The sequence below is a fragment of the Roseateles asaccharophilus genome, assembly GCF_004362405.1.
GTDB classification, from domain to species: domain Bacteria; phylum Pseudomonadota; class Gammaproteobacteria; order Burkholderiales; family Burkholderiaceae_C; genus Kinneretia; species Kinneretia asaccharophila.
Genome location: NZ_SNXE01000014.1, coordinates 29,728 through 54,407 on the forward strand (window position 1 = coordinate 29,728; position 24,680 = coordinate 54,407).

Here is a 24,680-nt window from a genome sequence, read left to right on the forward strand (position 1 = left end):
CTTCATGTAAGCCTTCGATGATTCCTGACAACACTCAGGAGGAGTCCTCATGCAACGTACCCTGACCCTGCCGGCACTGGCAGCCGCACTGCTGCTGTCTGCCGCGGCGCCCGCCGCCCTGGCCTGGAATACCCTGGACGGCAAGGCGCCGCTGATCATCGCCCACCGCGGCGCCTCGGGCCTTTTGCCCGAGCACACGCTGGAGGCCTATGCCAAGGCCATCGAGCTGGGCGCCAACTACATCGAGCCCGACCTGGTCATGACCAAGGACGGCGTGCTGGTGGCCCGCCACGAACCCACCATCGGTGCCACCACCAATGTGGCCAGCATCGCCGCCTTTGCCGACCGCAAGAGAATCAAGACCGTGGACGGGGTCACCAGCAGCGACTGGTATGTCGAAGACTTCACCCTGGCCGAACTCAAGACCCTGCGCGCGGTGCAGCCCCGTGCCAACCGCCCGCAGCAGTACAACGGTCAGTTCCAGGTTCCCACGCTGGACGAGGTGATCGCCCTGGCCAAGCAAAAGAGCCTGGAGACCGGCCGCACCATCGGCATCTATCCCGAGCTCAAGCACTCCACCTATATGCAGGGCGTGTCCCAGGGCCTAGGCTTCTCCAAGACCTACTTCGAGGACAAGCTGGTCTCCACCCTGCACGCCGCCTATGGCAATGACCGCAATGCGCCGGTCTTCATCCAGAGCTTCGAGGTGGGCAATCTGCAGTACCTCAACACACGCACCGACATCAAGCTGGTGCAGCTGGTGGATGCCGATGACGTGAAGCCCGACGGCTCCCTGTCCCTGGCCGCTCCTTATGACCAACCCGCCGATGTGAAGGCCAATGGCGGCCTGCTGAGCTTTGCAGACCTGGTGAGCAATGTTGGCTTGTCCTTCGTCAAGACCTATGCCGACGGCATTGGCCCCTGGAAGCCCTATCTGCTCAAGACCGTGGCCGATGGCGTGGACCGCAACGGCGACGGCGTGGTCAACGGCAAGGACCGCCTGGTGGTCGGCAGCACCGGTGTGATCGAGGCCGCCCACAAGAACGGCCTCTTCGTCCACACCTGGACCATGCGTGATGACGGCGGCCTGCTGGGCTTTTCCGATGGCAAGTCCGAGATCGAGGCCTATCTGAAGCTGGGCGTGGACGGTGTCTTCACCGACTTCACCGCCACCGGCGTGGCCGCCCTGGCCGCCGTGCCCGAGCCCGAGACCTATGCCCTGATGACGGCCGGCCTGGCCCTGCTCTGGGCGGCCAAGCGCCGCCGCGAACAGGACAAGAAGTAAGCCGCTGCCGGCCTCAGGCCAGCAGAAAGTTCCGCAGGACGGCGTAAGCCTCCTGCGGCTTATCGCGCCAGGTGCCGTGACCGGCGCCCTGCACGCAGGCGAAATGGCGCCAGCGCTCGGGCAGGGCAGCGGCGATCTCGCGCGCGTCCTCGATGGGGCAGACAGGATCCTGGTCGCCCGTCAGCACCAGCACCGGGCAGGCCGCACGCGCCAGGCCCGGCAGCAGGTCCAGGCCCTGCTTCTCATGCGCCACGAAGTGCAGCAGGATTTCGGTGCGCGCCAGGGTGCGCTCACCGGCCTGCGGATCCAGCGGCGGCTGGGTGTTGTAGAGGCTGCGGCAGCGGCTCCAGTAGGCCGCCCAGGTCTGCGGGTCGGGCCGGCTCCAGAAGGCCTCGGCCGCGGCGCGGGCCTCGGGGCCACCCAGCCGACCAAACCAGTCCAGCTTGCGCTCCAGCCCCATATGGTGGGAGGTGCTGGAGAGGATGACCTTGGCCGCATGTCCGGGGTGGCGGGCGATGTAGCGCTGGGCCACAAAGCCGCCAAAACTCTGGCCCAGCACGATGGGCTTCTCGATGCCCAGGGCATCGCTGAGGCGCACGATGTCGTCGGCCCAGGTGTCCAGGGTCCATTCCTCGCTCGGGCGGGCATCGCTGCGGCCATGGCCGCGGTGGTCGTAGTAGACGATCTGGGCGATGTCGGCCAGGGCGTCAAAGCCGGGCTTGAAGGCGCTGTGGTCAAAACCCGGGCCGCCATGCATGCAGATCAGGGTGGGCTTCTCGCGCATCCGCACCCCGTCGGGCACCAGGCCCGGCCCCTGCACATCCACAAAGAGGCGCACACCGCCGCCGATATCAATCCTCATTTCCCAGACTCCTGCTGACCAGCCGGCAAGTATCGGCCAGACCGGGTTGCCCGCAGACGGGTTTCGTCGCCCTGTAAACCGGGTCCGTCGCATGCCCCACCCCGCAACGGTCCGGCACGCGAGAATCCGCGCCATGCCACCCTCCTCCCGCCTGGCCCTGGTGCAGATCTTCAATCTGCGGACCATCGCCCTCGTCTTCTACCTCTGCCTGGGCATGGCCCTGTCGCGCGCCCTGGGCTGGTATGTGCCCGGGGCCCCGCTGTCGGAGTGGCTGTACACGACCGTGCGCTTCACCCGCCAAAGCCTGATCACCGGCATGAGCCTGCTGGCGGCCGTGGCCCTGGTGGAGGCCTGGCTGGCCCGGCCGGGCGCCTCGCCGGGCCGGCACGCCCTGCTGCGCGCCCTGGCCCTGTTTCTGGGGGCCGCGTTCGGCACGGTCGCCCGCCATCTGCTGGTGCGCCTGAGCGAGGGCAATGTGCACTGGAAATGGGGCTGGGCCCTCTCCACCTGCCTGCTCTGGACCCTGCTGGGCGGCGTGGCCTACAGCCTCTGGCAGGCCGCCCGCGCCGAGCGCCTGGCCCGCCAGCAGCTGCAAGAGGCCGCCCGCAGCCAGGAGGCCCTGCAAGCCCAGCAGCTGCAGGCCCAGCTCTCAGCCCTGAATGCGCAGATCGAGCCCCACTTCCTCTTCAACACCCTGGCCAATGTGAAGCGCCTGTACGAGACCGCGCCCGAACGCGGCCGCGACATGCTGCTGAGCCTGATCGCCTATCTGCGTGCAGCCCTGCCCAGCATGCGCCGCGGCGAGTCCACCCTGGGCCAGGAGCTGGAGCTGGTGCGCAACTACCTGAGCATCCTGCAGATGCGCATGGGCGCGCGCCTGCGCTTCGAGATCGAGGCCGAGCCCCAGCTGATGGACACCAGCCTGCCACCCATGGTCCTGCCCACCCTGGTGGAAAACGCGATCAAGCACGGGCTCTCGCCCCTGCCCGAGGGCGGCACCATCCACATCCGGGCACGCCACCACGAGGCTGGCCTGCTGCTGGAGGTCCATGACAACGGCCAGGGCTTTGCCGCCAGCGGCGGCTCGGGCGTCGGGCTGGCCAACACCCGGGCGAGGCTGGCGGCCCTGTTCGGCGACCGCGCCAGCCTGGAGCTGGAGGCCGCCCAGCCACGCGGCGTGGTGGCGCGCCTGCGCCTGCCTCTGCCGGCGCCCAAGCCCGTGAGCGGGGCCGCGACATGAGCCGGCAGATGAGCGCCGAAGCCGGCGCAGCAGCGGGCGCGGTCGCCGGTCTGGCCGCACCCTTGCGCCGGCTCTGGCGCGACTGGCGTTCCCTGAGCCGCAGCGAGTTCATGGGGCTGATGCTTCTGGCCCTGGGCTTTGGCCTGATCGACCTCAGCGCACTGGTGGATCTGGGCGGCTATATCGACATCGGCGAGGATCCCCACTGGCTGGCCGCCCTGTGCCGCCAGCTCTTTCTGCCGGTGATCGTCACCCTGCTGATGATGTTGTGCGTGCTGCCCCCCCTGAACCGCCAGCCGGATCACCCGCAGCGGCTGCTGCGCCTGGCCCTGGCCACGCTGATCGGTACCCTGCTGACTCAGCTGGCATTGCGTGGCCTGGTCGGTGTGCTGGACTGGCCCTCGGTGGACGAACTGCTGAACGCGCAAAAAGGCAAGGCCAAGCGTCCGACCTCGCCAACCCTGGGCTTTCTGGGGCAAACCCTGCAGATCTTCATTCTGGCCATGCTGGCGGTCGGCCTGATCGAGTGGCAGCGCCGCCGCCGCCGCGCCGAGGCCAGCCTGGCCCGGCTGCAGCATGAGCAGCAGCAGCTGGCACGCCGTGCCCTGGCCAACCGCTTGGCGGCCCTGCAGGCCCAGGTGGAGCCGCAGTTCCTCTTCGACACCCTGGTAGAGATCGAGCAGGCCTATGCCCAGGGCCGGCCCGAGGCCGCGCCGCAGATGGAGCGCCTGATCCACCATCTGCGCGTGGCCCTGCCCCGCCTGCGCGAGCCCCATGTGAGCCCGGCCCATGAGGCCGAGCTGCTGCACAGCTATCTGGCCGTGCTGGCCGGGCGCCAGCAGCAGGCGCTGCAGTTCAGCCACCACTGCCCCGAGTCCCTGCGCGACACGCCCCTGCCCCCCATGCTGCTTTTGCCCCTGCTGCAGCGCGCCCTGCGCAAGGCCACCCCGCGCCTGCCGCGGCACTGCAGCTTCACGCTGGAAACGCTGGAGGACGGCCGAGGCCTGCGCCTGCTGCTGGCCCTGGACCTACCGGGGCTGTGCGGCGACGATGCCGAGCTGCAAGCCCTGGCCGAGCGCCTGCGCGCCCTGGTCGGTGGCCCTGCCGAGCTGCGTTGCCGCAGCAGCGAGGATGCCACCCTCTTCACCCTGGAGTTGACTTCATGAGAAGCCTGAGCGCGCCGACCGCCGTGGTGGCCGAGGACGAGGCCACCCTGCGCCAGGAGCTGGTCGAACATCTGAACCGGCTCTGGCCCGAGCTGTCCGTCGTGGGCGAAGCGGCGGACGGCATCGAGGCGCTGCGCCTGCTGGATCGGCACCGCCCCGATGTGCTCTTTCTGGACATCCAGATGCCCGGCGCCACCGGCCTGGAGGTGGCGCAGCAAGTCGCCGGGCGCGCCCATGTGGTCTTCGTCACGGCCTATGACCAGCATGCCGTGGCCGCCTTTGATCAGGGTGCGGTGGACTATCTGCTCAAGCCGCTGCAGGCCTCGCGCCTGTTTACCGCCATAGGCCGCATCAAGCAGCGCCTGGCGGGCCCGCCGGCAGAGCTGGGCACGGTGCTGGGTCAGCTGGGCCAGCGGCCCGCCGCGTCTGCCGGCTCGGCGGGCCAGGGCTTTCTGCGCTGGATCAATGCCTCGGTGGGGCAGACGCTGAAGCTGATCACGGTGGACGAGGTGCTGTACTTCCAGTCCGACAACAAGTACACCCGGGTCGCCACCCGCGAGGGCGAGGCCCTGATCCGCAAACCGCTCAAGGAGCTGGTGGAGGAACTGGATCCGCAGCAGTTCTGGCAGATCCATCGCTCCACCCTGGTCAATGCCGGGGCCGTGGCCGGCGTGGTGCGCGACTTCCGCGGCCGCCTGCAGGTCAAGCTCAAGCAGCATGAGGACACCTTGCTGGTGGCGGAAAGCTACGCCCATCTGTTCAAGCAGATGTGAGATGGGCGGGCAGAAGCCAGCCCGCCCTTGATCAAGGCTGCGCCGTTGAAGATTCCGGCGCCCGCTCGACCCACTGCTTGTTCGGCAGCGCGCGGTAGGCGGCGCTGCCCAGCTCGCGATAGTGCAGCACCTGCTTGAAAGGCCAGTCGCGCGCCAGCCAGTCGCGCAGCGCACGATCCAGCTCGGCGGCCAGGCCGCCTGGCAGCTCGCTTTCACGCACGAAGTAGTTGAGCATGGCGTCATGGCCACGTTTCTCGGACTTCCAGACGTAGACACGACCCAAGGAGCGCTGCTGTGCCGGATCCATCACCATATAGGCAAAGCCACGCCGCCCCTCGAACTGGAACTGGTAGTAGCCGGCCTCGACCTGAGCGCGCAAGGGTGTCATCGAGGCGGCCCACCTGCCGCCGGGATAGACCTCCTGATCCAGATGCCGCACGCTGCTCGCGATCAGATCATGGTCCAGCGCGCTGTCGACGAGTTGCAGGGGGCGCAGCACGAAGCGCTCGGTGATCAGGGGCGCCGGCAGCTTGAAGCCCCGCGGCAGCAGGGGCTCCTCGGCACGGACGGGTGCCGACAAGAGGGCGAGCGCCAGCAGCAGGCCGGCCGAGAGGGTGATGGCTTTCATGGGGGTTCAGCTCCAGGACAAATCGTGCAGACGCACGGGCAGGCTGCGGATGCGCTTGCCGCAGGCCGCGAAGATGGCATTGCACAGGGCCGGCGGCACCGGAGGTAGCGGCGGCTCGCCCAGGCCGCTGGGCGCGATATCGCGCTCGATGAAGTGCACATCGATGCGGGTCGGCACCTCGGTGATGCGCAGATGCGGCACATCGTCGAAGCTGCCCTCCACCACCGCACCGTCCTGTAGCGTGATGCGCTGGTACAAGGTGGACGACAGGGCGTCGATCACGCAGCTATGAACCTGGGCCTCGGCGCCGGAGCGGTTGATGATGGGGCCCGCATCGACGGCCGAAGTTACGCTCAACACCCGCAGCTCGCCCCGCTGGCTGATCTCCACCTCGACCACATGGGCGGCATAGCCCCGGTAGCTGAAGTAGCCCGCAATGCCGCGCGCCCTGCGCACGCCCGGGTCTTGACGCAAGGCTTGCCCCCAGCCCGACTGTTCGGCCGCCAGGCGCAGCACGGCCTTCATGCGGGCAGTGCTGAAATCCGGCCTCTGAAGCTCCCGATCCTCGCCCAGCAAGTTCAGGCGAAACGCCAGCGGGTCCTGTCCCGCGGCATGCGCCAACTCATCCACGAAGCTCTCAACCGCGAAGGCGCGTTGGTTGGCGCCAGGCGCTCGGTACGGCCCTTCCGGCAAGCCACTCTCAAGCACCGTCGCCTCGACCAAGTAATGGTCCAGCAGCCGGGCCGGGAACTGAAACGCCGCTTCCTTGGGCGTCTGACTGCTGCGAAGCGAATGCTCCACGCGGTGTTCTTTCCATGCGCTGATGCGGCCTTTCGCATCCAGCCCAGCGCTCAATCGGTACCAGGCGAAGGGGCGGTAGTAATCGTGCCGGGTGTCGTCCTCGCGGCTGTAGAAGAGCTTGACCGGGCGCTGCAAGCGCTGGGCGATCACGGCAGCCTCCAGCACAAAGTCGTTCTCGTAGCGACGCCCGAAACCGCCGCCCAGACGCGGGATATGGACCTGCACTTTGTGGGCAGGGATGCCCAAGACCCGATCCAAGACCTGCGGAATGTCCTGCGGAAACTGGCTGGGCGTGAGCAGGCGCAGGCCGCCATCCGGCAGAGGCTCGGCCAAGCAGCTCATGGGCTCCATGGTCATGTGCGCCAGCACGGGCAGAGCGTAGCTCGCCTCCAACACCTGGGCAGCGCCACGCAAGGCGGCCGGCGCGTCGCCGTCCTGGCGCCAGACCTGCGCCCCGGGCGCTGCCAGCAAGGCCTCGGCCTTGGCTGGCCAATCTTCGCTGCGCTCCTGCGCATGCGCACCGCGTGCCCACTCCACCTTGAGACGGCGCCGCGCCTGTATGACCGCCCAGCTGTTGCGGCCCACCACGGCCACACCCGGGCAGTAGCCGGTCAGATAGTTGTGGTGCCGGCGCAGCGCATCCACCGTGCCGTCGATCACGAAGGCATCCACGATGCCGGGCAGGCGCCGAATTTCCTCCACATTGGTCTTGAGCGGCGCCATGCCGAACTCGGGCGCCTTCTCCACCATCGCATAGACCTGGCCGGGGCGCTGGTGATCCAGGCAGAACAGCGGCGACCCGCGGGTGAAGGCCTCGGCATCTACCTGGGTCTGGCGGCGGCCCAGCAGCCGCCATTCGCTGCGGGCTTTCGGCTTGACACTGTCCGCCGGCGGCATGGGTAGCAGGGCCGCAGCGGCCGCCAACTCGCCATAGCGCAGGCGGCGTCCGCTGGCCTCGTGAATCACCTCGCCGCGCTCGGTGCGCAGTTCGGCCTGAGGCACTTGCATGCGCTGGGACGCGGCCGTGAGCAGCATCGCGCGTGCCGTAGCCCCGGCTTGGCGCAGGGGTTCAAAGGAAGAACCCACCGAGCGGCTGCCGCCTGCCCCCTGCGGCCCCAGCCTGGGATCAGCACCTGCCTGCTCAATGTGCACCTGAGACAGCTCCAGATCCATCTCCTCGGCGATCAGCATGGGCAGCGAGGTCTTGACGCCCTGGCCCATGTCCGGGTTCTTGGCCAGCAGGCGCACCCGGCCGCTGGCCTCCAGCAGGATCAGCGGATGGGGTTGGAAGTGATAAGCCCCTGCCTTGGCCGAAGCCTCCAGGCCGATCAAGAACCCGCCACCGGCCACCGCCGTAACGCGCAGAAATCCGCGCCGGTTCAGTGCACCGCTCATGCTGCGCCTCCCTTGGAAGCTGCTTCGGCAATGGCCGCGCGAATGCGGATGTAGCTGCCGCAACGGCAGAGATTGCCGGCCATGGCCGCGTCGATCTGCTCGGCGCTGGGGCGGGGCTGCTGCTTGAGCAGGGCCGCCGCCTGCATGATCTGGCCCGCCTGGCAGTAACCGCACTGCGACACATCCAGCTTGACCCAGGCACGTTGCAGCGGGTGCCGCCCCTGCGGGTCCAGGCCCTCGATGGTGGTGATCTTGCGCCCCGCCACGCCGGACACCGGCTGCTGGCAGCTGCGCACGGCCTGACCGTCCACATGCACGGTACAGGCGCCGCACAGGCCCTTGCCACAGCCGTACTTAGTGCCACACAGCTGCAGCTCATCGCGCAGCGCCCAGAGCAAGGGCATGTCGGCTGGCGCATCCACCGCCCGAGCTCGGGCGTTCACGTTCAGCAGATAACGGGGCACGCAGATCTCCGGTGAGGCCGGTCCGCGACCGGCTGCGGGCCGCAGTATCCCGAGCCACCTCGTGCCCGGTGCGGGCTTGGGACGAAGCTGCTCCCGGGCGGACGAAACCGCCTTAGCGCGGGACGAAAGCGCCCGCCGCCGCTGGCGAGTCGGTGCTGCCCCACTGCCAGTCCAAGCTCAGATCGGGCTGTTTCATCAGCATGGCCATATGGCCGTCGATGATGCGGGTCAGCATCAGCGCGCTGTCCCGGTCTGTGGCGCTGCAGGTGAACAGCAGCCTACCGTCTTGGCTTTGCATGCGGCACAGGCCGGCATCGAACTGCACCTCGCCCTGGCTGGCGTCGAACTGCACCGGTACCTTGCGACCAAAATGCTTGCAGAGTTTGAACAAGAAGGCGTCGGCGCGCTCGGTGCTGATATGGCTTTGGGCTGTGAACATGGGCTAGGCAGGATTGAAATGCTGTGGGGCTGGCCGCTTGGCTTGCAAAGGGTTGAGCAGACCGTCGACCAGCAAACGCGGCCTGCCGTGGGAACAGGTTTCGACCCGGGCGTCGATGCCGTAAACACGGGCCAGCAGATCCGGGGTCAGCACCTCCCTGGGTGCGCCATCCACCAGCTTCGCGCCGCTGGCGAGAACCAGCACCCGATCGCAATGCCGCAGGGCCAGGTCCAGGTCATGGAGGGCCATGAGCACCATGCTGCCGCGCCGGCGTGCGTCCTCGCGCACGGCCTCCAGCACCGCCAGCTGCCAGTACAGGTCCAGCGCGCTGGTGGGTTCGTCCAGCAGCATCAGGCGCGGCCGCCGCGCCAGCACCTGGGCCAGAGCCATCATCTGGCGCTGACCGCCGGAGAGAGTGTCCAGCCGCGCCATTGCCAAGGCCCGGAGGTCCAGACGGTCCAGCACCTCCTCGATGCGCTGTTCGGCCTCGGCGCGGCTCGCGCCGCTGGCCAGCACACCACCCAGCAGCAGCTCATAGGCTACTAGCCCGGTGGCTTCGGGCAGGCTCTGCGGCAGCAGGCCGACCTTGTGGCTGCGATGCAGCGGCGCCAGGGTATTCAGGTTCTGCCCGTCTAGCTCGACGCTCCCTTTCGAAGCCAGCAAGCCGGCCAGGGCTTGAATCAGGGTGGACTTGCCGGCGCCATTGGGACCCAGCACGGCGGTCAGGCTACCGGGCTCGAAGGGCACTGCGTCCAAGCCGGCAATGATGGTGCGCCCGCCACGGCGCACCGCCAGGGCTTGAATCTTCAAACTCATGCGGAGCTCCGCTGGCGCAGCAGCAGCGCCATGAACACCGGCACACCGACCAGGGCGGTGACGATACCGATGGGAATGACCAGGCCCGGCACAATGGCCTTGCTGGCAATGGAGGCCAGCGAGAGCATCAACGCCCCGGCCAGCATGCTGGCCGGCAGCAAGAAGCGATGTTGCTCACCGACCAGCAGGCGCGCGATATGGGGTCCGACCAGGCCGACAAAGCCGATGGTGCCGACAAAGCACAGGGCCAGTGCGCTGAGCAGGCTGACCTCCACCATCACGCGCCAGCGCAGGGATTCGACCTGCACCCCCAGGCTGGCCGCATGCGCCTCGCCACCGCGCAGCAAGGTCAGGGCCCAGGCATGGCGCATGGCCGCAAGCAGGCCGAGCAGCGCGGCGGCGCTGACCAGGCCCACATGCCACCAGTTGGCGCGGTTCAGGCTGCCCATGGACCAGAACACCAGCTGATCCAGGGTGTTGGCGTCGGCCAAGAACTGCATCAACCAGACCAGGGCCTCCAGCGCAAACAACATGGCAATGCCGAACAGCACCAGGGTCTGACCACCGCCGCCATGCCAGCGGGCCAGCAGCAGGGTCAGCGAGGTCACCAACAGGGCGCAGGCAAAGGCCAGCAGGGGCACGGTGGCCAGGGTCGGCAAACCCGGCAGCTGCGGCTGCAGCACGATGCCGATGGAGGCGCCCAGAGTGGCTGCCGCCGCCAAGCCCAGGGTGAAGGGGCTGGCCAGCGGATTGTTCAGCACGGTCTGCATCTGCGCCCCGCCCAGCCCCAGCGCACCACCCACGGCCAGGGCCATCAGCGCATAGGGCAGGCGCACATCGAAGACGATGACCTGCTCGCCCTGCGACAGGGTCTCGGGCCACATCAGGCCCTGCAGCACCTGCATAAGGCCCAGATCGGCCGGACCGGTGGCGATATCGGCACACAGGCTCAGCAGCAGGCCGGCCAGCAGCAGCACGATGAGCAGCAAGCGGCGCTGGTTCTGTCGGCGGTACTGCAGGGCCAGCGGGGGCGCACTCACGGACGCCCTCACGGCAGCGAAGTCCAGTAAGTGCCCGTCAGCGGTATGGGCTGAAAGCGGCGGTAGAAGTCGGCCAGGGTGGCTTGGGGATCAACATCCGCAAACAGGGCCGGGTGCAGCCACTTGGCCATGGCCTGCAGGGCCGCCGGGTTGCTGGCCAGGTAGTTGAAGTGATGCCACACCGCATGAGCCCGCCCGGAACGCACGGCTTGCAACTGGGCCATGCCGGTACGGCGCAGGCTGCGCGCCAGGCTGTCTGCCGCGGCGCTGGCATCCACACCGGCGCCGAGTGCAATGCTGGCAGCCCCCTTGGCCAGCGAGGCCGGGTTGCCGATGCCGGTGCCGATATAGACCTCGGGCTGTTCCTTGAGCAGGAACTCCAGCGACACCGTGCCATGCACGCCCGGCACCAGGGAGGCCGCGATATTGCGCCCGCCTGCTGCTTCCACGAACAGCCCCATCATGCCGTGGGTGAGTGTTTCGCAGCAGCCCGGCACCAGGCCGACCCGGCTTTCAAGAAAGACCGTGGGGCGTTGCTTGACCCGGGCAAGGCGGCTCTGCACCTTGTCCATCTCCAGGCGATGCCAGCCCAGATAGGCCTTGGCCTGAGCCTCGCGGCCCAGCACACGCCCCAGAAGCTCGATGCTGCGCGCCGTGTCTTCCAGCGGGTTCTTGGTGAAGTCCACGTAGACAACGCTGATGCCCGCGGCCTGCAGCCGCCCCAGCGTTGCCGCGTCGTTGACGTCGGGCCCATGGCCGCGCAGGCTGAAGATGGCCACATCGGGCTTGAGGCTGATGGCCTCTTCCACGCTGAAGCTCGCACCACCGCGCCCCAGGCGCGCAACCTGCTGCAGGGCCGGAAAGCGCTGGCGATAGAGCTCGTAGCCTGTGGGATCCAGGCGCTCAAAGTCCTCCAGCATGCCCACCACACGACCCGGCAAGGCACTTCCCTCAAGAACCGCCAGGGCCGAGAGCATGCGCCCCTCGCCGAGGATGATGCGCTCTACCTTGTCGGGCAGGGTCACGCTGCGACCCGCCAGGTCCACCACGGTGATCGCAGCCTGCGCGGGCACCAGCACCACGGCAAGCGCCAGGGCCGCAGCCCGCCACAAGAAGCTCATGCGGATGCCCATGCTCAGTAGCGCCAGTTCAGTTCCACCCGCAGATCGCGGCCCGGCTCAGCAAAGCCCAGGGTCTTGTTCTGCCAGCCATTGAAGGCATAGGTGGCCTGGTCGTAGTAGAACTTGTCGAAGAGATTGCGCAGCGCGACGTTGACGCGCAAGCGCTCGTCGCGCATCGGACGCCAAGCCAGCTGCAGGTCATGCACGACATAGCCCGGCTTAAACCCCATCTGCTCTGAGCCCGTGGGCAGATAGCTCAGGGCCTCGACCCGGCGAGCCTGCCAGCCCAGCTCCAGGCCCTGCTGCGGCATGCGGTAGTTCAGCGCCCCGGTCCAGGTACGGCCGGTGCGCACACCCAGGCCCAAGTCACCGTCGCCCAGTGCGCGCCCCTCCAAATCGGGCTTGGCCTCAGCCACCGACGCGCGGCCCCTCCAGACCCCTCGGCCATAGCCCAAGGCCAGTTCATAGCCCTTGACATGGGCGGTACCGGCGTTGCCACGGCAGCCGCCTGGCGCGTCGCAGGAGAAGGTGGTGATGAAGTTCCGGATCTGCTGCCGATAGACATTGCCGCTGAAGTTCCATCCGGCAGCACCGTATTCGAAGCCGACCTCGCTGTTGGCGGCGCGCTCGGGACTGATCTCGGCCGCGTTCTTCCAGCGCGCGATATCCAGCATGAAGGCTTCCTTCAGGCCCACGCCGCGCAGGGCCCGCGCGTGGCCGGCCTTCAGCACCAGGCCCTGCGTCACTTCCCAGCGCAGCGAGGCACTCGGGCTCAGGCCGCTGCTGCGGTAGGACTGGTTGTGGTTGTCGGTATAGCTGTACTTGTCATAGCGAACGCCGGCCGACACATCCACCTGCCCCAGGTCCAAGGAGCCTTCGGCATAGCCCCCCGCCACGTGCGAGCGCTCACGCCCGCTGCCGGTGTTCTTGAAACGGTCTTGGATCTTGAGCGCTTCGGTCTCGTCGGTGCGCCAGTTGAGGCCGTACTTCAGCTCATGTCGGCCAAAGCCACGCTTGAGCCCCAGATCAAAGCCCTGGGTGTCCAGGCGCTCGCCGTAGTTGCGACCGGCCTTTGTCGTGCGATCGGTACCCACCTCGGTGCGGTAGAACTGGGTTTCCAGCGCGCCCAAGCCGTACCAGTCGGCCGATTCAAAGCGCAGCGAGGCGGTGTCGCGCGCCAGTTCTTGGGGGATGGGGTCATTGGGCACCACCGGGTGGGCGAAGGCCACCATATTGGCGCGGGCATTGCGCACACCGTCGTCAACGCTGCGCTGCCAGCTGGCCACGACACGGCTCTTGTCTGAGAGTGCAAGACCCAGCTTGCCCAGGTAATGCTCGCGCTCGCTGGCGGAGTCGGCCACCACCTGCCCCTGGCCATCGCGGTAGTTCTTGGTCGTCACCCGGCTGGCGGCGAACAGCAGGTCCAGCTGTTCGGTTCGGCCATAGGCGTTCAAGCTGCCGCGCCAGCCCTTGTTGTTGTAGGCGCCGGCGCTGCCGCTGGCACCCCAGGACTGGCCGGGGCGTAGCAAGTCGGCCGCGTCCACGGTGTAGAGGCGGATGGCGCCGCCCAGGGCGCCGGGGCCGGCGCTGGCGGCAGCCGTGCCCTTTTCGATCTCGATGGCGCGGATCAGTTGCGGATCGATCACCAGCGCGGTCTGGTGGTGATAGACCTTGCCGTTTTGCTGGGCCCCGTCGATGCTCAGGCTCAGCATGGACTCCTCCATGCCCCGGATGTAGACCTTTTGCGCGAAGGCGCTGCCACCACCGCCCACGGCGATTTCGGCATCGGCGCGGTAGACATCGCTCAGGTCGCGCGCCTGGCGCAGCTCCAGCTGCGAGCGCGTCACGGTGTCGTCTTGGGTAGCGGTGCGGGCCGTGACCTTGACGACGGGCAACTGGGCGGGAGACTCCTTGGCATGCACCAACGCACACAAAGGCAGCAGACTCAGCAGAAGATTCAGGCGGAACGGGGGCAAGCGTTTCATGGTCGGTGGAGCAATGGGGACTGCAAAGGCAGATTCACGAATACGAATCGTTATCATTAATTATCTTTGCACTCCAGCCGCCCGTCCTTTGCGACGCGCAACAAATGCTTTGCGAAACGCCCACCCCTGACATCCGCATCCCCGTGCCCGAGGAGCAGAGACTGGCCCTGCGCGGCCATTTCCTGCACGAATCACTACGCGGCAGCCTGAGCCTTCACGGCGCGGAGTTGCAGGTGCTTCGAGCCACGGATCAGAGCTCGCTGATCGAGCCGGGGCTCAAGCTGATCGTGATGCTGCAAGGGCAGATGGAAATTGCCGGCCAGGGCTTCGAGCAGCGTCTGGCGGGGGAGAAGCCGCAATGCGTGCTGCTCTCCCTGCGTGAGCCGGTGCGGCTGCGGCGACGCATTCCCCGCAGCGGTCCGCTGCAACAGCTGGTGCTGGACATCGGCCCCCGCTGGTTTTCAGAAGGAGGACTGGATCAGCTGCCGGGTTTCAGCCAGATCGAGACCTTTTGCCAGCGTCATGCGGCGCTGACCCTCTTGCCCGACGGCCGGCGCGCCACGGCCTTGGGGCGCTCGCTGATGGCGCATTGCCAAGCCACCCGGCCCTTCCAGAGATTGCAGCGCGAGGCGCTGGCACTGCAGCTGATTCTTGAAGCCCTGCCCGCACTCGGCTGCGCGCAGGCGATGGAGGCGGGCCCGCAAGCGGGCAAGATCGAAGCCCTGACCGAGCTCCTGCACGCAGGCGCCGTGGATGACTGGACGGTGGCGCGCATGGCTCGCCATCTTGCGAGCAACACCACCACGCTGCAGCGCGCCTTCCGCGAACGCCACGCCCAAAGCATCGGCCAGTACCTGCGTGGGCTGAAGCTGGAGCGGGCCCATGCGGCCCTGCTCTGCGGCAGCCGTGTCATCGACGCGGCTGCCCTGGCCGGCTATGACAACCCAGCCAATTTTGCGACGGCCTTCAGGCGCCGCTATGGTCTGTCGCCGCGCGAGCTCAAGCCCAGGCCGCTCAGCGCTCATTCACCCGGTTGCCGGACCCGCTGTCCACCACCCGCACCTTGAGCCCCTTGGGCACCTCGACCCGGTTGCTGTTGCCGGCGAAGTCGATCAGATCGAGGGTCACGCCCTCGCGCACCACCACCCGATTGCTGACGCCGGTGATCAGCAGGCGGCCCACCCGGTTGTCCGAGGCCACGGTCAGCTCGCAGTCCACGCCGGTGACTTCGATGTCATAGCTGCCGCGCTTGTCCACCGTGGCCTTGACCCGCACACCATCGAGCTTGTAGACATTGCCCTCATCGCTGCCCCCGCCGCAGCCCGTGAGCAGCAGACCCAGGCCGGCGAGGTGGGCCAGGGCCAAACGCCGGTGGATCTGGATCGGGGGCTGGCTTGTTCGCATCATCTTTCTCCCTGCTCTGGTGACGATGAGCGCAGTGTCGACATGCAGCCATGAAGCAGCCATGAAGAGCCCCCTGCGACCATGCGGAGGGTGAACGGAGCGCACAATCCGCAGCGATGTCTCAGCTCCTGCTCAAGCGCTTACTCGGGGTCGTCGCCCTGCTCCAGCCCCTGCTGGCGGCGGGCCAGCCCGCGGGCGATCCCGTGGCCGGCCGGGCGGCGTTTGGCCCCTGCGTCCGCTGCCATGCCGTGGGGCCGGCGGCGCGCCATGGCTTCGGTCCCCACCTCAACCAGTTGCAGGGCCGGCGTGCGGGAAGCCTTGGCGACTATGCCTATTCCGAGGCCATGCGGAAGTCGGGCCTGGTCTGGGATGCGGCCACCCTGTACAAGTACATCAAGGACCCCAGCGGCACCGTCCCCGGCACCAAGATGCGCTTCATGGGCTTCGGCTACGACGAGCGCAAGATCGCGGATCTGCTGGCCTATCTGCAGCGCCAGCAGGGGCCTGCGCCCTGAGCCCCTAACGGTCCCAGCGCCCGCCGTAGTGCGACACCAGGCCGCGCCAGAGCGCGTCGGCCTCACGGCCCATGCTGGTCTGTCCGGCGCGCGGCGTGGCATTGACGGCGGTGTGCACCATCACCAGACGCAGCTGCGGGTCCACGAAGATCATCTGCCCAAAGACACCCAGCAAGGCAAAGCGCCGGGCCTGACCGGGAAAGGTCCAGAACTGATAGCCATAGCCAAAGTAAGGCGTGGCGCGTCCGGGCTGAAAAACCAGCGGATGCCGCCGCCAATCGGTCGCCTCCAGGAGATAGTCCCGCGGCAGGACCTGCACCCCGGTATCGGGGCGCCGCCCGTCATTCGCCAGCAGCCAGCCCAGGCGGGCGTAGTCGCGCAAGGTGGCGTTGAAGTTCCCCCCCGCGGCCTCCAGGCCGCTGCGGTCACTCCACCAGTAGGCCGTGCTCTCCGCCCCCATGGGCTGCCAGAGCCGGCTCTGCAGATACTCGCTCAGAGACAGTCCCGTGGCACCGCGAAGCACCGCTGCCAGCATAGGCGTCTCGGCGCTGGCGTAGTTGAAGCGCTGGCCCTGCGGGGCCACTCGCTCGCTGACCACCGCCGCCGCGCTCTCCAGATCGCCGCGGTGTACCGCCGCGCCAAAGCGCGCCAGATCGTCCTGGCCGTCGTAGCGCTCCTCGAAGCGGGCCCCCGAGGCCATGCGCAGCAGATTGCGCACGGTGGTCTCACCGTACAAGGTGCCCGCCAGGCGCGGCGCATAGCTGTCGGCCCGGTCATCCAGTGAGCGCAGATAGCCTTCCTGCAAGGCCAGGCCCACGGCCAGGGACACCAGGGACTTGGACATGGAGTTGGACAGGAAGCGGTGCTCAGGGCCGCGCTCGTACTGATAGCGCTCCAGCTGGATCTCGCCGTCCTTGAGCACCAGCAAGCCCATCACCCGCTGACGGGCCAGATAGTCCTCCACGCCCAGCTCCTGGCCATCGATGCGCCAGCGGAAAGCCGGCTCCTGCGCCGCGCGCGGCAGGGCCAAGGGCATGGGCGCGGGCGCCATGGCATTGGGCTTGCCCCGCACCAGCCCTCGGATCTCGGCCTGGTGGGTGAAGGAGCCCACCCGCACGGATTCCTGCCAGAACCAGTTGTGTGCCGTGCCCACGGGATAGCCCAACGCCCGCCCCAGCCTGTCCTCGTCAGGCGCGGCCATGCCCAGCCAGGGCAGCAGGGTCAGGGCGAGCGCGACGACAGCTTTCACAGAACCGCAGTGGTGACGGGGCAAGGGGCGCAGCATGCCCCAGCGCCGGAGTCGACGTCGTCCCCGGAAAATGGGGCAGGTCCGACTTGCGCTATAATCCGCCACTTACGACGAACCGTAGCCTTGTGCCAACAGGGCTTGCCGCGCAGAGGTTCCCAACCCTGCCTCTCGTCCTACAGGCCGCTGCACATACGGCCGTCCCGCTGCAAGAAGCACATCCACAAGAAGCAGCGCGAACCGCGGGCATCCTCATGCCCGGAAGATCAGCAGCCACACAGACCGGCCACCCGACCCGCTCCCTGGGGGCCGAATTACCGAACCGCGCCAAGACGGTTGCCACCGATCAAGGCGCACACCTCAAACACATCATGCGTAACAAAAACAGCATTGAGGTGGGGCGTTACCTTGTCTCACCGATGATCAAACCTCATGCCGACGGCGGCTTCAGCGCCGCGGTCTCCATCCGCTCCGGCCGGGGCATGGCCAGCCATGACCGCGTCATGCGCTTCGTGCCGCGCTTCGACAGCCAGGGCGCCGCCCTGCGCTATGCCAAGGCCGAAGGCCTGGCCTGGGTCCAGGCCCACTGAAGCCGGCTGCGGCCATCACCCCAAAAGCAAAGGCGCCCCGCGGGGCGCCTTTTTCATGGGCGGCAGACGCCGCCGGGCTCGATCAGGAGGACTTGGCCGTGTCGGCCGCGCCGCCGCCCAGCACCTTGTAGAGCTGCACGCGGTTCAGGGCCTTGGCCAGGCGCACCTGCAGCAGGGCCTGCTGGGCCGCATAGCTGGCGCGCTGCGCATCCAGCAGCTCCAGGGAGTTGGACACGCCGTTGCCGAAGCGCAGCTCCACCAGGGCCAGGCGCTGGGCCTCGGCGCGGGCCTGCTGCTCCTGGCCGCTGAGCTGTTCGTCCAGCGTGGCCAGGCCGGCCAGGGCGTCAGCCACCTCGCGGAAGGCGGTCTGCACCGTCTTCTCGTACTGCGCCAGGGCGATGCCCTGATTGGCCTTGGCCACCTCGATATTGGCCTGGTTGCGGCCCGCATCGAAGATGGGCATCAGGATCTGCGAGGCAAAGCTCCAGGCACTGTTGCGGAACAGGTCCGAGAGCTGGGTGCTGGCCGTGCCGGCACTGGCGGTGAGCGTGATGCTCGGGAAGACCGCCGCCCGCGCCGCGCCGATATTGGCGTTGGCCGCGCGCAGCTGCTGCTCGGCCTGCAGCACATCGGGACGGCTGACCAGCACCTCGGAAGGCAGGCCCGCCGGCACGCGCGGCAGCTGAAGGGCCTGCAGCGGCTGGGCCGCGGGCAGGCCGGCCGGCAGGGGCTGGCCCACCAGCAGCACCAGGGCGTTCTCGGCCTCGTCGCGCGCGCGCTGGGCGGCGGCCAGGCTGGCCCGGGCCGCACCGGCCGCGGACTCGGCGCTGGAGAGATCCAGCTGCGAGGCCGCGCCCACCTCGAACTTGGTGCGGCTGAGCCTGAGGCTGTCCTCGCGCGTGGCCAGGGTCTGGCGGCTGAGCGTCAGCAGCTCTTCGGCGGCCTGCAGATTCAGCTGGGCCGCGGCCACGCCGGCCACCAGGCTCAGGCGGGCGGCGCGCTGGCCCTCGGCCGTGGCCAGATAGCTGGCCAGCGCCGACTCGCTGTTGTTCTTCAGCTTGCCGAAGAGGTCCAGCTCATAGGCCGTGACCTGCAGACCGGCCTGGTAGACGCTGTTGATCGTGCCGCTGCCATTGCTGGCGGGCGAGCGCTGCCCGGACAGGCCGGCGCTGACCGTGGGCCAGCGCGCGGCATCGCTGATGCGGTACTGGGCGCGCGCCTTGTCCACATTCAGCAGGGCCACGCGCAGATCGCGGTTGTTCAGCAGGGCCAGCTCGATGAGCGCCCGCACACGGGCGTCGCCCGCATAGAACTGCTGCCAGGGCAGCTCGGCGGCCTGGGGCGCCTGGGCGGTCTCGGCCGGCTTGGCGGCGCTGGGCCAGTCGCCCGCCACCGGGGCGGCGGGGCGCTGGTAATCGGGCGCGAGGTTGGCGCAGCCGGCCAGCAGCAGGGCCGCGGCCAGGGCGCTCAGGGAGGAGAAGGTCTTGTAGCTCTTGTTCATGGATCAAACCCCTTCGGCGTCACGCACCGGATTGGCTTCCAGCTCATGCGCATACATCTTGCGCTGGCGTTCGCTGCCCTTGAAGATGCGGCGCACCACCAGGAAGAACACCGGCACGAAGAGCACGGCCAGCACGGTAGCGGTGATCATGCCGGACAGCACGCCGGTGCCAATGGCACGCTGGCTGGCCGAACCCGCCCCCGAGGCGAAGAACAGCGGCATCACACCCAGGATGAAGGCCATCGAGGTCATGATGATCGGGCGGAAGCGCAGATGCGCCGCTTCGAGGATGGCCTCCACCAGGCCCTTGCCCTGGGCCTGCAGATCCTTGGCGAACTCGATGATCAGGATGGCGTTCTTCGCCGACAGGCCGATGATGGTGATCAGGCCCACCTTGAAGTACACGTCATTGGGCATGCCGCGGAAGGTGGCGCCCAGCAGCGCACCCAGCAGGCCCAGGGGCACCACCAGCATCACCGACAGCGGGATGGACCAGCTCTCGTACAGCGCGGCCAGGCACAGGAACACAGCCAACAGCGAGAAGGCCAGCAGGATGGTGGCCTGCGAGCCAGAGAGCTTTTCCTCGCGCGACAGGCCCGTCCATTCATAGCCAATGCCCGCGGGCAGCTTGGCCATCATGGACTCCAGCTCGGCCATGGCCGCACCGGTGGAGGCGCCAGGGGCGGCATCGCCAGCCAGGCGCATGGCCGGATAGCCGTTGTAGCGCGTGGCCTGCATCTGGCCCGTGATCCAGCGCGTGCTTGCAAAGGCCGAGAGCGGCACGCTCTTGCCCACATTGTTGGTGACGTTCAGGGCCAGCAGATCCTGCGGCGTCATGCGGGCCACGGCATCGGCCTGCACCACCACGCGCTGCATGCGGCCGCTGCTCGGAAAATCATTCACATAGGCCGAGCCCAGCTGGGTGCCCAGCACGCGCGCCAGCACATCGAAGTTCACGCCCAGGGCCAGCGCCTTGTCGCGGTCGATATCGATCTGCAGCTGCGGCGCATCTTCCAGGCCGTCCGGGCGCATGCCGGTGATCAGCTTGCTCTCGCGTGCCATGCCCATGAGCTGGTTGCGGGCGGCCAGCAAGGCCTCATGGCCCAGTCCAGCGCGGTCCTGCAAGCGCAGGGCGAAGCCGGTGGCATTGCCCAGCTCGGGAATGGGCGGGGGCGAGAGCGGGAAGATGAAGGCATCGCGCACGCCAAACATCATGGCGCCCATGGTGCGCTTGGCCAGCGCCTCGGCGCTGTGCTCGGGGCCCTTGCGCTCGTCCCAGGGCTTGAGCGGCACGAACACCAGGGCGGCGTTCTGGCCCTGGCCCGAGAAGGAGAAGCCGATCACGCCCACGGTGTCGGCCACCTCGGGCTGCTTGTGCATGAAGTCCTCGACCGCCTTGACCGCGGCTTCGGTGCGGTTGGTCGTGGCGCCCGGGGGCAGCTGCACATTGACGATCAGATAGCCCTGGTCCTCATTGGGCAGGAAGGAGGTGGGCATGCGCACATAGAGCCAGCCCACGGCCACGACGATGGCCAGGAAGGCCACCATCATGCTGGGGCTGCGCTTGAGCAGCTTGGCGACCCAGCCCTCGTAGCCCTTGGCCGTGCGGGCGAAACCGCGGTTGAACCAGCCGAAGAAGCCGCGCTTCTCGTGGTGGTGGCCGGCTTGCACCGGCTTGAGCAGGGTGGCGCACAGAGCCGGGGTCAGGGTCAGGGCCATCAGGGCCGAGAGCGCCATCGAGGCCACCATGGCCAGGGAGAACTGCCGGTAGATATTGCCCACCGAGCCGGCGAAGAAGGCCATGGGCACGAACACCGCGATCAGAACCAGGGTGATGCCGATGATGGCGCCCGAGATCTGGCCCATGGCCTTACGCGTAGCTTCACGCGGCGAGAGCCCCTCCTCGCTCATGATGCGCTCGACGTTCTCCACCACCACGATGGCATCGTCCACCAGGATGCCGATGGCCAGCACCATGCCGAACAGGGTCAGCACATTGATGGAGAAGCCCAGGCCCAGCATGATGGCAAAGGTGCCCAGCAGGGCCACCGGCACCACCAAGGTAGGAATCAGGGTGTAGCGCCAGTTCTGCAGGAACAGGAACATCACCAGGAACACCAGGATCACGGCCTCGATCAGGGTGTGGACCACCTGGGTGATGGAGATCTTGACGAACTTGGAGGAGTCGTAGGGAACGCTGTACTCGACACCGGCCGGGAAATACTGCTGGAGCTGCGCCATCCGCTCCTTCACCGCCGTCGCCGTACCCAGGGCATTGCCGCTGGGGGAGAGTTGCACGCCGATGCCGGTGGAGGGCTGGCCATTCAGGCGCGCGTAGGTGCCGTAGTTCTGGCCACCCAGCTCAAGGCGGGCCACGTCCTTCAGGCGCACGGTGGAGCCGTCCGGGTTGGCGCGCAGCACGACCCGGCCGAACTGCTCCACGTTCTCGAGTTGGCCTTTGACCACCACGGTGGCCGACATAGTCTGGCTGGAGAGATTCGGCAGTTCGCCCATCGTGCCTGCGGGCACCAGGGCGTTCTGCGCCGCGATGGCGGCATTGACCTCGGCCGGGCTGATGTTGAAGGACAGCATCTTGGCCGGATCCAGCCAGATGCGCATGGCGCGCTCGGTACCAAAGAGCTGGGCCTGACCCACGCCGGGAATGCGCTGGATCTCGGGCACGACATTGCGGGCCGCATAGTCACCCAGCGCGATCGGGTCCATGGAGCCGTCCTTGGACGACAGGATCACGAAGAGCAGGAAGTTGTTGCGCGCCTTGTCCACGCGCACGCCCTGCTGTGTCACCGCCGCCGGCAGGCGCGGGCTGGCGCGCGAGAGGCGGTTCTGCACCTCGACCTGGGCCAGGTCGATATTGGTGCCGGACTCGAAGGTCACGGTGATGGCTCCGGTGCCATTGGCCTGGCTGACCGATTCCATATAGGCCAGTCCCGGCGCGCCATTGAGCTCCTGCTCGATGACGGAGATCACCGCCTCGTCCAGGGTCTTGGCCGAGGCGCCGGGGTAGGCGACGTTGATGGACAGCGAGGGCGGCGCCACCGTGGGGTACTGGGCCACCGGCAGCTGGGTGACGGCCACCCCACCGAACACCAGGATGAAGAGTGCGATCACCCACGCGAAGATGGGTCGATCAATGAAGAAACGTGCCATGGCTCGGACCTCTCGCGCTTAGCGGCTGGCGGCCGAGGCCGGGGCTTGCGGGGCCGAGGCCGGCGCGCCGCCCGCAGCGGCGGCGCTGGCGGCACCGGCCACAAAGGGCACCGGCTTGACCGGCGCCCCCGGCACGAACATCTTCTGGAAGCCGTCGGCAATCACCTGCTCGCCCGGCTTCAGACCCTCCAGCACCACCCACTGATTGCCCTGGGCGCCGCCGATCTTGATCTTGCGGGGCTGGGGCTTGTTGTCGGGGCCCACCACCAGCACCGTGTCACCGGCGCTGCCGCGGGTCACGGCTTGCTGAGGCAGCAGCATGGCGGCCGGCAGCTCGGCCTGGGCCAGGCGCACGCGCACATACTGGCCCGGCAGCAGGGCACCATCGGCATTGGGCACCTCAGCGCGCAGGGCCACCTGGCCCGAGCTGGCATCCACCGTCAGATCGGTGAAGAGCAGCTTGCCCGGCTTGCTGCTGCCGTCGTCCAGCAGCACCTGAACCTGGGCGGCGTTGTTGCCGGCGCTGCGCATCTGGCCCTGGGCCAGGGCGCGGCGCAGCTGCTGCACCTCGTTGGCCGACTGGGTGAAGTTCACATAGACGCTGGAGGTCTGCTGGATCAGGGCCAGCTGGGTGGCCTCGGCCGCGCTGACCAGGGCGCCTTCGGTCACCAGGGCGCGACCGACGCGGCCCGAGATAGGCGCGCTGACGCGGGCGTAATCCAGATTCAGCTTGGCGCTGGCAATGGCGGCCTTGGCGGCGGCCACATCGGCCTCGGCCTGCTTGGCGCTGGCCACGCTCAGCAGGTATTCCTGCTGGCTGATGGCCTTGGCCTCGACCAGGGGCTTGTTGCGCTCGGCCAGGGCCGCGGCCTGGCTCAGATTGGCCTGGGCCTTGGCCAGGGTGGCCTGGGCGCTGTCGAACTGGGCCTGGTAGGGCGCGGGGTCGATCTGGAACAGGGCCTGTCCGGCCTTGACCTCGGCGCCCTCGGTGAACAGGCGCTGCAGCACCACGCCGTTGACGCGGGCACGGACCTGGGCGGTGCGCAGGGCCTCCACGCGGCCCGGCAGCTCGGTCTGCAGGGGCACGGCCTGCTCGGCCACCGTCACCACGCCCACAGGGGCAGGCGGCATGCCGCCACCGGCCGGACCGGCCGGCGCGGCGCCGTCCTTGGAGCAGCCCGCCAGCACAGCCGCCAGAGCCACGGCCAGGGGCCCCAAGTACAACAGCCGCGCGCCCATTCCGAGCGCTGCGGTATCGGGGGATTCGTCTTGATGAGCCTTTGCGGAGCAGATCACGTGTGAAGCCTTTCTGAGAAACGGCTACCGCCACAGCGCCTCATCACAAGGAGGTCGCCACAGGCCATGGAGCCGGAAGCTAGGGTTGGCCGGAAGTATATACACATACATACATGGATGTATGTAAAGCAAATTAAAGCTTAAAATCGTGGGGTCATGGTACGCAGAACCAAGCAAGAGGCGCAGGAAACGCGCCACCGGATCCTGGACACCGCAGAAACCCTGTTTCTGCGGCAGGGTGTCTCGCGCACGTCGCTGCAGCAGATCGCGGATGCGGCGGGGCTGACCCGGGGCGCCATCTACTGGCACTTCGAGGACAAGAGCCAGCTCTTCGACGCCATCATGGAGCGCGCCACCATGCCCATGGAGCAAGGCATGGGCAGCCAAGACACCGCCCCCCGGGATCTTTCCGAGCTGCGCTGGGGCCTGGTGAACATCTTCTTTCTCACCGTGAACCAGGAGCGCACGCATCGCGCCTTCGAGATCTCCATGCACAAGGTGGAGTACGCGGGCGAGCTGGAAGGCCTGCGCGAACGCAAGGCCAGTGCCCACCGCGATTGGCGCGAGCTCACCCTGCGCTGCCTGCGTCATGCCCAGGAACAGGGCCAGCTCGAAGCCCAGGTGGATGTGGCCACCGCCGCCGTGGCCCTGGTCAGCCTGGTGGACGGCCTGCTGCACCAATGGATCACCGAGCCCGAGGCCTTTGACCTGCTGGCCGTGGGCCAGGCCGCGGTTCAGGGCTTTCTGGACAGCCTCATGCCCGCCGGCCACACCCTGCCCCCCATGAGCGCAGCCGACCGGGCCCGTCTGGGCCAGCTGCCGCTCTGTCCCGGCCAGTCCAGCGGAAAAAGCCCGGCTTGAACCGCGGGCATGCACGCAAAAAGCCCGGGTTTGCCCCAGGTCAAGGGACAATACCGGGTTGCCCGCCAGGCATTGCCACCCGAG

The 24,680-nt window shown here is 68.0% G+C and carries 22 protein-coding genes; 8 read left to right on the forward strand and 14 right to left on the reverse strand.

The window, feature by feature from the left end; translation table 11 throughout:
* The first annotated feature begins 49 nt into the window (after window positions 1–49).
* Entirely contained in the window at window positions 50–1,285 is a 1,236-nt protein-coding gene (locus tag DFR39_RS19405; RefSeq protein ID WP_133605499.1) for a glycerophosphodiester phosphodiesterase family protein, read from the forward strand.
* 13 nt (window positions 1,286–1,298) lie between these two features.
* On the opposite strand, the gene DFR39_RS19410 is transcribed toward DFR39_RS19405, so the two are convergent.
* A complete protein-coding gene (locus tag DFR39_RS19410; RefSeq protein WP_133605500.1) occupies window positions 1,299–2,147 on the reverse strand; it encodes an alpha/beta fold hydrolase in 849 nt (282 codons plus the stop codon).
* Between the two features lie 133 nt (window positions 2,148–2,280).
* Between DFR39_RS19410 and DFR39_RS19415 the strand changes: the two genes are divergently transcribed.
* From DFR39_RS19415 to DFR39_RS19425, 3 genes are read left to right on the forward strand one after another with little or no spacing between them, the layout of a single operon-like run.
* A complete protein-coding gene (locus tag DFR39_RS19415; RefSeq protein ID WP_162849595.1) occupies window positions 2,281–3,387 on the forward strand; it encodes a sensor histidine kinase in 1,107 nt (368 codons plus the stop codon).
* 8 nt (window positions 3,388–3,395) lie between these two features.
* A complete protein-coding gene (locus tag DFR39_RS19420; protein ID WP_162849596.1) occupies window positions 3,396–4,553 on the forward strand; it encodes a histidine kinase in 1,158 nt (385 codons plus the stop codon).
* Complete coding sequence (locus tag DFR39_RS19425; RefSeq protein ID WP_133605503.1) at window positions 4,550–5,326, forward strand: LytR/AlgR family response regulator transcription factor; 777 nt, start codon at window positions 4,550–4,552, stop codon at window positions 5,324–5,326. The genes DFR39_RS19420 and DFR39_RS19425 overlap by 4 nt, the downstream gene beginning before the upstream one ends.
* 31 nt (window positions 5,327–5,357) lie before the next feature.
* Here the strand turns inward: DFR39_RS19425 and DFR39_RS19430 are convergent, their stop codons facing one another.
* The 8 genes from DFR39_RS19430 to DFR39_RS19465 all read right to left on the reverse strand — a co-directional run bounded on the left by DFR39_RS19430 (window position 5,358) and on the right by DFR39_RS19465 (window position 14,015).
* On the reverse strand, window positions 5,358–5,954 hold the full coding sequence (locus DFR39_RS19430) for a GNAT family N-acetyltransferase (protein WP_133605504.1): 597 nt from the start codon (window positions 5,952–5,954) through the stop codon (window positions 5,358–5,360).
* Between the two features lie 6 nt (window positions 5,955–5,960).
* Window positions 5,961–8,150 carry a xanthine dehydrogenase family protein molybdopterin-binding subunit gene (locus DFR39_RS19435; protein WP_133605505.1) on the reverse strand — a complete coding sequence of 730 codons (2,190 nt, stop codon included), beginning with the start codon at window positions 8,148–8,150 and terminating at the stop codon, window positions 5,961–5,963.
* The gene (locus DFR39_RS19440) at window positions 8,147–8,614 is read right to left on the reverse strand and encodes a (2Fe-2S)-binding protein (protein ID WP_133605506.1); all 468 of its coding nucleotides are present in this window, start codon (window positions 8,612–8,614) and stop codon (window positions 8,147–8,149) included. The genes DFR39_RS19435 and DFR39_RS19440 overlap by 4 nt, the downstream gene beginning before the upstream one ends.
* Before the next feature lie 112 nt (window positions 8,615–8,726).
* The gene (locus DFR39_RS19445) at window positions 8,727–9,053 is read right to left on the reverse strand and encodes a DUF2218 domain-containing protein (protein ID WP_133605507.1); all 327 of its coding nucleotides are present in this window, start codon (window positions 9,051–9,053) and stop codon (window positions 8,727–8,729) included.
* A gap of 3 nt (window positions 9,054–9,056) precedes the next feature.
* Entirely contained in the window at window positions 9,057–9,869 is an 813-nt protein-coding gene (locus tag DFR39_RS19450; protein WP_133605508.1) for an ABC transporter ATP-binding protein, read from the reverse strand.
* Window positions 9,866–10,909, reverse strand: a complete 1,044-nt coding sequence (locus DFR39_RS19455; protein ID WP_133605509.1) for a FecCD family ABC transporter permease — start codon at window positions 10,907–10,909, stop codon at window positions 9,866–9,868. Before DFR39_RS19455 ends, DFR39_RS19450 begins: the two co-directional genes overlap by 4 nt.
* 8 nt (window positions 10,910–10,917) lie before the next feature.
* Window positions 10,918–12,030, reverse strand: a complete 1,113-nt coding sequence (locus tag DFR39_RS19460; RefSeq protein ID WP_133605510.1) for an ABC transporter substrate-binding protein — start codon at window positions 12,028–12,030, stop codon at window positions 10,918–10,920.
* A 14-nt stretch (window positions 12,031–12,044) separates the two neighbouring features.
* Window positions 12,045–14,015 carry a TonB-dependent receptor domain-containing protein gene (locus DFR39_RS19465; RefSeq protein ID WP_162849597.1) on the reverse strand — a complete coding sequence of 657 codons (1,971 nt, stop codon included), beginning with the start codon at window positions 14,013–14,015 and terminating at the stop codon, window positions 12,045–12,047.
* A gap of 104 nt (window positions 14,016–14,119) precedes the next feature.
* On the opposite strand from DFR39_RS19465, the gene DFR39_RS19470 reads away from it, so the two are divergent.
* A complete protein-coding gene (locus tag DFR39_RS19470) occupies window positions 14,120–15,082 on the forward strand; it encodes a helix-turn-helix transcriptional regulator (RefSeq protein WP_133605512.1) in 963 nt (320 codons plus the stop codon).
* On the opposite strand, the gene DFR39_RS19475 is transcribed toward DFR39_RS19470, so the two are convergent.
* The gene (locus DFR39_RS19475; protein WP_162849598.1) at window positions 15,030–15,419 is read right to left on the reverse strand and encodes a DUF3060 domain-containing protein; all 390 of its coding nucleotides are present in this window, start codon (window positions 15,417–15,419) and stop codon (window positions 15,030–15,032) included. The two genes, DFR39_RS19470 and DFR39_RS19475, sit on opposite strands and share 53 nt — an antisense overlap.
* A 116-nt stretch (window positions 15,420–15,535) precedes the next feature.
* On the opposite strand from DFR39_RS19475, the gene DFR39_RS19480 reads away from it, so the two are divergent.
* Window positions 15,536–15,934 carry a c-type cytochrome gene (locus DFR39_RS19480; RefSeq protein WP_211343919.1) on the forward strand — a complete coding sequence of 133 codons (399 nt, stop codon included), beginning with the start codon at window positions 15,536–15,538 and terminating at the stop codon, window positions 15,932–15,934.
* 4 nt (window positions 15,935–15,938) lie between these two features.
* Here DFR39_RS19480 and DFR39_RS19485 read toward each other — a convergent pair whose 3' ends face one another.
* A complete protein-coding gene (locus DFR39_RS19485; RefSeq protein WP_162849599.1) occupies window positions 15,939–17,183 on the reverse strand; it encodes a serine hydrolase domain-containing protein in 1,245 nt (414 codons plus the stop codon).
* 416 nt (window positions 17,184–17,599) lie between these two features.
* On the opposite strand from DFR39_RS19485, the gene DFR39_RS19490 reads away from it, so the two are divergent.
* Window positions 17,600–17,770, forward strand: coding sequence for a hypothetical protein (locus DFR39_RS19490; RefSeq protein WP_336622263.1), 171 nt, complete (start codon window positions 17,600–17,602; stop codon window positions 17,768–17,770).
* A gap of 82 nt (window positions 17,771–17,852) precedes the next feature.
* On the opposite strand, the gene DFR39_RS19495 is transcribed toward DFR39_RS19490, so the two are convergent.
* From DFR39_RS19495 to DFR39_RS19505, 3 genes are read right to left on the reverse strand one after another with little or no spacing between them, the layout of a single operon-like run.
* Window positions 17,853–19,271 carry an efflux transporter outer membrane subunit gene (locus DFR39_RS19495; protein WP_133605515.1) on the reverse strand — a complete coding sequence of 473 codons (1,419 nt, stop codon included), beginning with the start codon at window positions 19,269–19,271 and terminating at the stop codon, window positions 17,853–17,855.
* Window positions 19,272–19,274: 3 nt separating this feature from the next.
* The gene (locus DFR39_RS19500) at window positions 19,275–22,439 is read right to left on the reverse strand and encodes an efflux RND transporter permease subunit (RefSeq protein ID WP_133605516.1); all 3,165 of its coding nucleotides are present in this window, start codon (window positions 22,437–22,439) and stop codon (window positions 19,275–19,277) included.
* An 18-nt stretch (window positions 22,440–22,457) separates the two neighbouring features.
* Window positions 22,458–23,678 (reverse strand): efflux RND transporter periplasmic adaptor subunit, encoded by a 1,221-nt coding sequence (locus DFR39_RS19505; protein ID WP_133605517.1) that lies wholly within the window; start codon window positions 23,676–23,678, stop codon window positions 22,458–22,460.
* 213 nt (window positions 23,679–23,891) lie between these two features.
* Between DFR39_RS19505 and DFR39_RS19510 the strand changes: the two genes are divergently transcribed.
* Window positions 23,892–24,596 carry a TetR family transcriptional regulator gene (locus DFR39_RS19510; protein ID WP_133605518.1) on the forward strand — a complete coding sequence of 235 codons (705 nt, stop codon included), beginning with the start codon at window positions 23,892–23,894 and terminating at the stop codon, window positions 24,594–24,596.
* The last annotated feature ends 84 nt before the right edge of the window (window positions 24,597–24,680 follow it).

Coding starts and splice junctions, on each gene's coding strand:
- DFR39_RS19405 (WP_133605499.1), top strand. CDS start 50: ATGCAACGTACCCTGACCCTGCCGGCACTGGCAGCCGCACTGCTGCTG.
- DFR39_RS19410 (WP_133605500.1), bottom strand. CDS start 2,147: ATGAGGATTGATATCGGCGGCGGTGTGCGCCTCTTTGTGGATGTGCAG.
- DFR39_RS19415 (WP_162849595.1), top strand. CDS start 2,281: ATGCCACCCTCCTCCCGCCTGGCCCTGGTGCAGATCTTCAATCTGCGG.
- DFR39_RS19420 (WP_162849596.1), top strand. CDS start 3,396: ATGAGCGCCGAAGCCGGCGCAGCAGCGGGCGCGGTCGCCGGTCTGGCC.
- DFR39_RS19425 (WP_133605503.1), top strand. CDS start 4,550: ATGAGAAGCCTGAGCGCGCCGACCGCCGTGGTGGCCGAGGACGAGGCC.
- DFR39_RS19430 (WP_133605504.1), bottom strand. CDS start 5,954: ATGAAAGCCATCACCCTCTCGGCCGGCCTGCTGCTGGCGCTCGCCCTC.
- DFR39_RS19435 (WP_133605505.1), bottom strand. CDS start 8,150: ATGAGCGGTGCACTGAACCGGCGCGGATTTCTGCGCGTTACGGCGGTG.
- DFR39_RS19445 (WP_133605507.1), bottom strand. CDS start 9,053: ATGTTCACAGCCCAAAGCCATATCAGCACCGAGCGCGCCGACGCCTTC.
- DFR39_RS19450 (WP_133605508.1), bottom strand. CDS start 9,869: ATGAGTTTGAAGATTCAAGCCCTGGCGGTGCGCCGTGGCGGGCGCACC.
- DFR39_RS19460 (WP_133605510.1), bottom strand. CDS start 12,030: ATGAGCTTCTTGTGGCGGGCTGCGGCCCTGGCGCTTGCCGTGGTGCTG.
- DFR39_RS19465 (WP_162849597.1), bottom strand. CDS start 14,015: ATGAAACGCTTGCCCCCGTTCCGCCTGAATCTTCTGCTGAGTCTGCTG.
- DFR39_RS19470 (WP_133605512.1), top strand. CDS start 14,120: ATGCTTTGCGAAACGCCCACCCCTGACATCCGCATCCCCGTGCCCGAG.
- DFR39_RS19475 (WP_162849598.1), bottom strand. CDS start 15,419: ATGCGAACAAGCCAGCCCCCGATCCAGATCCACCGGCGTTTGGCCCTG.
- DFR39_RS19480 (WP_211343919.1), top strand. CDS start 15,536: ATGTCTCAGCTCCTGCTCAAGCGCTTACTCGGGGTCGTCGCCCTGCTC.
- DFR39_RS19490 (WP_336622263.1), top strand. CDS start 17,600: ATGATCAAACCTCATGCCGACGGCGGCTTCAGCGCCGCGGTCTCCATC.
- DFR39_RS19495 (WP_133605515.1), bottom strand. CDS start 19,271: ATGAACAAGAGCTACAAGACCTTCTCCTCCCTGAGCGCCCTGGCCGCG.
- DFR39_RS19500 (WP_133605516.1), bottom strand. CDS start 22,439: ATGGCACGTTTCTTCATTGATCGACCCATCTTCGCGTGGGTGATCGCA.
- DFR39_RS19505 (WP_133605517.1), bottom strand. CDS start 23,678: ATGGGCGCGCGGCTGTTGTACTTGGGGCCCCTGGCCGTGGCTCTGGCG.
- DFR39_RS19510 (WP_133605518.1), top strand. CDS start 23,892: ATGGTACGCAGAACCAAGCAAGAGGCGCAGGAAACGCGCCACCGGATC.